Here is a 6,000-nt window from a genome sequence, read left to right as displayed (position 1 = left end):
CCCGCCCCGGGGTAGCAGGACACACGGCGTACCCACGCGGCGGGGCCGGCACCTGCAGTGCAGGTCCGGCCCCGCCGGAATCGTGTCACGCGGGGTGAAGCGCCGGCTACTTCTTTTCCAGCTCGGCGTACACCGCGTTGATGATCTCCTCGGCCTCGGCTACGGAAGCCTCGGGATCGGAAGCATTCACGAACCGGGCTGCGATATTCGTGGTGCCGCTGGCGGCTGCAACCTGGGTGATGCCTTCCTCGATGGTTCCGTTGGACGTGATCGAGTGGAAGGCCTGGGTGGTATCCGCGTCAGTCGACGCGTCAATGCCTTCATTGACCACCGTCGCCTGTCCTCCCGGACCTTCCATGGTGTACTGGGCGCATTCGCCCAACAGCTTGTCGTTGTCCACGACCTGCTTCTCCAGGACGGCCGGGTCCGAGTGGCTGACGACTGTCAGTGAATCAGTCTCGTTGAGCAGCAGGATTGCAATATAGGCGTTGTCCAGCACCTTGTTGATGTTCGTCGAGGCCAGCACGTCGCAGGCTGCCGGCGCGATGGTGATGCCTTCCAGGGGATCGACGGCGCTCATCATGTCCGGACGCACCGTCTCATCGTTGCCGATCGGGCCGTCCAGGTCCTTGTCCTTCATGACCGCAGCGAGTGCGTCTTCCAGCTCATCCGCCGTGTACTGCTTCTCCCCGACCGCCTTCACGGTAGGGGTGGGCGAGGACTCAGCCGACGCGGATTCCTTCCCCTCGGAGCTGCCGCAGCCCGAAAGGACAAAGACGCCGGCTACGAGCAGGGCGCTGGCCTTGATGGTTTTCTTCAATTTTCCCCCAATTTGGATGTTTCTCCGGCCGCAATCCGGCAGCGCTTCTTTGTTTTGCTGCCGACATTGGTGCCATGGCTTCCGGATAGGAAGTCCACTGAGAATCCTAACCACGTGATACCGCTCACCCTAAATCGGCGCTAGCCCTCCACACGGTCCAATACCTCTTCGAGGATCGGAGCAACGTAGCGAATGCTTTCCTGGGGGTCGGCCTCGTGGAGGGTGATCTGGACTGAACTCGTGCCGGACCAAGCGGTCAGTACCACTGACGTCTGCGTGGTGCCGTCGATGCTCTGGCGGGTGACGTATGCCTGCGACGCGTCGCCGACGGTAGGCATGTCAAGCGCTTCACCAGCCAGGGAAACTGTCCGCCCGTTGGCGGTCAGGCTGTACTCGGGGCAGGACGAGAACTGCCGCTTACTCATCTTGGATTCTTCCGCAACGGCCTCCTCACTGGACCAGCTGATGACGGAGATGGTGTCCGGCATGCCCGGGGCGTTGCCCTCGATAGCCAAGGCACCCATACTGGCCTCGCGGAGAGCCTTAGTCGGATCTATGCCTTCTGTCGGGTTGCAGGGGCTGTACTCGACACCCTTCAGGGCCTCCACGCCCTGGGCCGTGTTCTGCTTCAGCTGTGCCTCTTCCAGCACAGTGCCGCCGATGTCCAGATCGGTGTTCACCTCGCTCAGGACGGCGGCCAGCTCCGCGCCGCTGAGTGCACCCGCACCGGTTCCAGCGGCACCCTTGGTCGTGGCGGACGGGGACGGCTTCGCTGATTTGGCTGACTTCGCGGGCTTCGACGGCGACGGCTTCCCGCTTTCGGTGGCGGCTCCGCCGTCCCGGGCAGCAGGCTCATCGCCTCCTCCACAGCCGGTGAGGACCAAGGCCAGCGCCAGACCCGCACCTGCGGCTGCGGCTCCTGCCCGCCGGGATCCGGCCCGGAATGCGGATCTTGTTGTTTTTGTGGTGAAAGCAGCCATCTTGTTGATCCCCCAACGTCGTTGTCGGCGGACAGGGTGCCTGGCCGCGCCTGCACCTCGGGACGGGGCTGCGGGGGTGCCGCCAGGCGCACTGCACCTGCTCCCCCGTGCCGAGTGCGTGCCCCAGAGCCTACGGCATTCCGGACACTGCGCCGACCAGACCGGGCAGGGCAGGCTAGAACAGGATGGTCGCGAAGGTACCCACCTGGCGAAAGCCGACGGCCTCATACGTGGCACGGGCCGGAGCGTTATAGGAGTTCACATACAGGCTGACAACCGGGGCAACGTCCAGGGCGGCACCAACGACGGCGGACATGTAGGACCGGCTCAGCCCCTGTCCCCGGTATTCCGGATTCATCCAGACACCCTGTACCTGCACGGCCTGACTGGAGACCGTACCGAGCTCGGCCTTGAACACCACCCGGCCGGCGGCGTCGAAGTCCACCAGCGACTGACGCCGTTCGATCAGGCCCTTGACCCGCTGCCGATAGTGCCGGTCTCCGTTGGAGACCGGCGAGTAGCCTACTTCTTCCTCGAACATCGCCGTGCAGGCGGGCAGGAGCACATCGAGCTCTTCAAGGCGGGCGGGACGCAGTCCCGGCGCCGCAACGACGGCGGAGGGCTCGGCAATCTGCAGGAGAGGCTGCTCCGGACGGACGTCGAACGGTTGCGGGGAAACGTTCCGGAGTTCGGACCAGAGGGAGAGCACCGCCTCTGAGGGACCGAAAATGGACGAGAACCGGTTCCGCGACTTGGCCAGATACTGTCCGACCTCCGGGCCGGTATCGGCATCGAGACCAACTGGCACCACATTGACACCGGACCAGCACGCACCGATCAGCCTGGCGCCGTCGAACACTCCCACAATCCGTCCACCCGCCGAGGTGGGTGCTGCCGTCCGGGCCGTCTCCAAGTGGGAAAGCATGAAGATGTTGGCGACCGGGTCGGCGGCGGCCAGATCCCACAGTGCAACCGTGTCGTCGTCGCGCAGGATCCGCAGCGCCGCACTCGAGGAGGCGCTGCGGATATCGGACTTAGCTGACGGTAACCATGGGGCCACCCGTCCCAGCATCCTCGCCATCGGGTTCTCCCATATCTTCTGCGATCCTCATCGCTTCTTCGATGAGGGTCTCCACAATCTGGTCTTCGGGGACGGTCTTGATGACTTCACCCTTGACAAAGATCTGGCCCTTGCCGTTACCGGAGGCTACACCCAGGTCCGCTTCGCGCGCTTCACCGGGTCCATTTACTACGCAGCCCATCACGGCAACACGCAGCGGGATGGTCATGCCTTCGAGGCCTGCGGTGACCTGCTCGGCCAGCGTGTAGACGTCCACCTGGGCGCGGCCGCAGGACGGGCAGGAGACGATTTCGAGCTTGCGGGGCCGCAGGTTGAGCGACTGCAGGATCTGGTTTCCAACCTTAATCTCCTCCACGGGAGGAGCGGAGAGGGAAACGCGGATGGTGTCGCCGATGCCCTTGGACAGCAACGCACCGAAAGCGGTGGCGGACTTGATGGTGCCCTGGAAAGCGGGACCGGCTTCGGTCACGCCCAGGTGCAGCGGCCAGTCGCCGCGTTCGGCCAGCAGCTCGTAGGCGCGCACCATGATCACAGGGTCATTGTGCTTCACGGAGATCTTGAAGTCGTGGAAGTCGTGTTCCTCGAAGAGGGATGCTTCCCAGACGGCGGATTCAACCAGCGCCTCCGGCGTTGCCTTGCCGTACTTGGCCAGCAGCCGCGGGTCGAGGGACCCGGCGTTGACGCCAATGCGGATGGAGACGCCCGCGTCCTTCGCGGCATTGGCGATCTGCTTGACCTGGTCGTCAAACTTTCGGATGTTTCCGGGGTTCACACGTACCGCCGCACAGCCGGCGTCGATCGCCGCGAAGACATACTTCGGCTGGAAGTGGATGTCAGCGATCACGGGGATCTGGGACTTCTTCGCAATGATCGGCAGCGCGGCCGCATCATCGGCGCTGGGGCAGGCAACGCGGACGATATCGCAGCCGGACGCCGTCAGTTCGGCGATCTGCTGCAGGGTCGCGTTGATATCCGTGGTGGGGGTGGTGGTCATGGACTGAACGCTGATCGGCGAGTCCGAGCCGACTCCAACGGAGCCCACTTTGATCTGGCGGGTCTTGCGGCGGGGCGCAAGCGTGGGCGGCGGTGCAGCTGGCATTCCAAGGTTGACCGAGGTCAAAACGTCCTCCATGTGCCGAAACGGCAGGTATTAGGCTGTGAAGCGCGCGCTATTCAAACGCGCACTTCCTATTATCACCCCGCCCCGGACAGAGACTGCTGGGGGCGGGCGAATATCACTGTGGGCTTAGAACGCCAGGGCTACGCGAGGTCGGAGAACGCGCCGAGGGCAGGTTTCCAGGCAGTGGTCTTCATGCCGGAAATAGCGCCGACAACGGCGAACGGATCCTGCTTCAGCAGGGCAAGCAGGCCGGTTTCGTCCTCTGCAACAACCAAAAGCAGCGCTCCGGCGCCGTCCACGAACGCGCCCGCAGACAGGACATGTCCCTCATCCACAAGCTGCTGCAGCCACTGGCGGTGTGCAGGACGGTGCTGGTCGCGGAGTTCGGCCGAATCGGCGTCGTAGACATACTCAACTGCAAAAATACTCATGTCCTCAAGCCTACGGGATGCCCGGACTGCTGCAGTAAGGCGGTCCGGGCTCCCTTGATTAGAGCAGGAGCAGCCGGATGGGAACGGCTACCGCCACCGCCCACAGCATCGAGGCCAGGGTGCCGATGATGAAGCGCTCTGCCGCCGCCGGGGTCTCCTTGAGCTCGGCGTACCGTCCGAGTCCCTTGACTGCGACGACGTAGGCGATCGCCACCGGCTCGTCGGCAAGGACCGCTGCGGCCACCGCGAGGCGTTCCAGCACGCCGATCGCCAGCCCGCCGCGGAGGATGGCAGCTGGTGGCGGAGGCGGCGGGTTCTGGACCGCGCTTGCCAGGCGCAGCACGCCGGCGGTCACGGGCCAGCCGAGCAGCGCGGCGGCCAGGAGTCCGGTCACGACCCACACAATCGTCATTTATCCGTCCTTCGTTGAGCTGATCCCGTTCCGCCGGCGAGGTCATCGGCACGCTCCAGCAATACTGCCGCTGCGGGCCGTGCAGCCCATTCCTCCTGCCAGCCGCCCCGCCTGGCCGCCTTGCTCACCGCTTGGGAACTGATGCCGAGCTTACGGGCAGCAGCAGTCTGCGAACCCCATTTACCGGGGTCCACGTGCTGCAATATCCGCCATTCGGCGTCCGTGCGTTCGGCGATCAGGCGGCCGAGCAGGACCAGGACTGCCTCCGCCTCGGGAGCACCCGGCGATCCCTCCACCGCGACGGGCGGCCGGTCACCGCTTTTCTTGGCCCGGTCAACCGCCCGACGGGCCGCCACGAAAGCCGGTCCTCCAGCTTCGCGGGGACTGGGCGGCAGGGGTTCAAGGACCCCTCCGACGCCGACACCCACATACCAGTCCCCGTCCCGCAGGACCCGGAGAACGGCGTCGGTAGCGGTCTGGGCCGAGTCGCAGACGCCTTGGATTTCATCACCTACCGACCGTTCGAAGGCCAGCAGCATCGGCAGGTCTGCGAGGGCAGCCAGGAGCTGCGGTACCTTGTCGCCGCTGCCTTGGCTGTTGCGCTGGTCGATCGTGAGGACGAACATATTGCAACCGTAAGCGTATGTAAATCAGATTGCAACCGTTTACGGGTTCATTCTCATTTGCAACTGGGGCTGGGCTGCGGTGGCCCAACCTGGCGGACACAGGGTCCCACCCGGTGGTACTGCTGTGGCGGATGTGACCCCAGGAGCGCTCACCCGCCCCAGACCGTGGGACCCTCTGCGGTTTCTGGCCTGGCGCGAACACAGCGTCCCACCCGGTGGTGATGCTGTGGCGGATGTGACCCCAGGAGCGCTCACCCGTCCCAGACCGTGGGACCCTCTGCGGTTCCCCTGCCTGAGTGCACCTCCCCCGGACACAGCGTCCCACCGGATGGTACTGGTGTGACGGATGCGACCCCAGGAGTACTCACCCGTCACAGACCGTGGGATCCTCTGCGGCAGCCCCCAGCTGAAGCACCTGGCGCGAACACAGCGTCCCACCCGGTTGTGATGCTGTGGCGGATGTGACCCCAGAAGCGCTCACCCGTCCCAGACCGTGGGACCCTCTGCGGTTCCCCCGCCTGAGTGCATCT

General features: G+C 64.9%; 7 protein-coding genes. All 7 read right to left on the bottom strand.

Features of this window, described 5'->3' with window-relative positions; translation table 11 throughout:
* Positions 1-106: 106 nt before the first annotated feature.
* The 7 genes from LJ760_RS16785 to LJ760_RS16755 all read right to left on the bottom strand — a co-directional run bounded on the left by LJ760_RS16785 (position 107) and on the right by LJ760_RS16755 (position 5,470).
* The gene (locus LJ760_RS16785; RefSeq protein ID WP_227924462.1) at positions 107-820 is read right to left on the bottom strand and encodes a hypothetical protein; all 714 of its coding nucleotides are present in this window, start codon (positions 818-820) and stop codon (positions 107-109) included.
* A gap of 140 nt (positions 821-960) precedes the next feature.
* Positions 961-1,800 carry a hypothetical protein gene (locus tag LJ760_RS16780; RefSeq protein WP_227924461.1) on the bottom strand — a complete coding sequence of 280 codons (840 nt, stop codon included), beginning with the start codon at positions 1,798-1,800 and terminating at the stop codon, positions 961-963.
* Positions 1,801-1,975: 175 nt separating this feature from the next.
* Positions 1,976-2,860: a GNAT family N-acetyltransferase gene (locus LJ760_RS16775; protein WP_331460738.1), complete on the bottom strand. Its 885-nt coding sequence runs from the start codon at positions 2,858-2,860 to the stop codon at positions 1,976-1,978.
* Entirely contained in the window at positions 2,835-4,001 is a 1,167-nt protein-coding gene (gene ispG, locus LJ760_RS16770) for a flavodoxin-dependent (E)-4-hydroxy-3-methylbut-2-enyl-diphosphate synthase (protein ID WP_227924460.1), read from the bottom strand. The genes LJ760_RS16775 and ispG overlap by 26 nt, the downstream gene beginning before the upstream one ends.
* A gap of 140 nt (positions 4,002-4,141) precedes the next feature.
* The gene (locus tag LJ760_RS16765) at positions 4,142-4,432 is read right to left on the bottom strand and encodes a YciI family protein (RefSeq protein WP_227924459.1); all 291 of its coding nucleotides are present in this window, start codon (positions 4,430-4,432) and stop codon (positions 4,142-4,144) included.
* A gap of 58 nt (positions 4,433-4,490) precedes the next feature.
* Positions 4,491-4,844, bottom strand: a complete 354-nt coding sequence (locus tag LJ760_RS16760) for a hypothetical protein (protein ID WP_227924458.1) — start codon at positions 4,842-4,844, stop codon at positions 4,491-4,493.
* Complete coding sequence (locus LJ760_RS16755) at positions 4,841-5,470, bottom strand: MarR family transcriptional regulator (RefSeq protein ID WP_227924457.1); 630 nt, start codon at positions 5,468-5,470, stop codon at positions 4,841-4,843. Before LJ760_RS16755 ends, LJ760_RS16760 begins: the two co-directional genes overlap by 4 nt.
* Between the last annotated feature and the right edge of the window lie 530 nt (positions 5,471-6,000).

It is taken from the genome of Arthrobacter sp. zg-Y895 (genome assembly GCF_020731025.1).
Taxonomy (GTDB): domain Bacteria; phylum Actinomycetota; class Actinomycetes; order Actinomycetales; family Micrococcaceae; genus Arthrobacter_B.
This window is presented reverse-complemented; position numbering and strand designations above follow the sequence as displayed.

Bases quoted from the DNA above. Each gene is read 5' to 3' on its own strand.
- LJ760_RS16780 (WP_227924461.1), bottom strand. From the start codon at position 1,800: ATGGCTGCTTTCACCACAAAAACAACAAGATCCGCATTCCGGGCCGGA.
- LJ760_RS16765 (WP_227924459.1), bottom strand. From the start codon at position 4,432: ATGAGTATTTTTGCAGTTGAGTATGTCTACGACGCCGATTCGGCCGAA.
- LJ760_RS16760 (WP_227924458.1), bottom strand. From the start codon at position 4,844: ATGACGATTGTGTGGGTCGTGACCGGACTCCTGGCCGCCGCGCTGCTC.
- LJ760_RS16755 (WP_227924457.1), bottom strand. From the start codon at position 5,470: ATGTTCGTCCTCACGATCGACCAGCGCAACAGCCAAGGCAGCGGCGAC.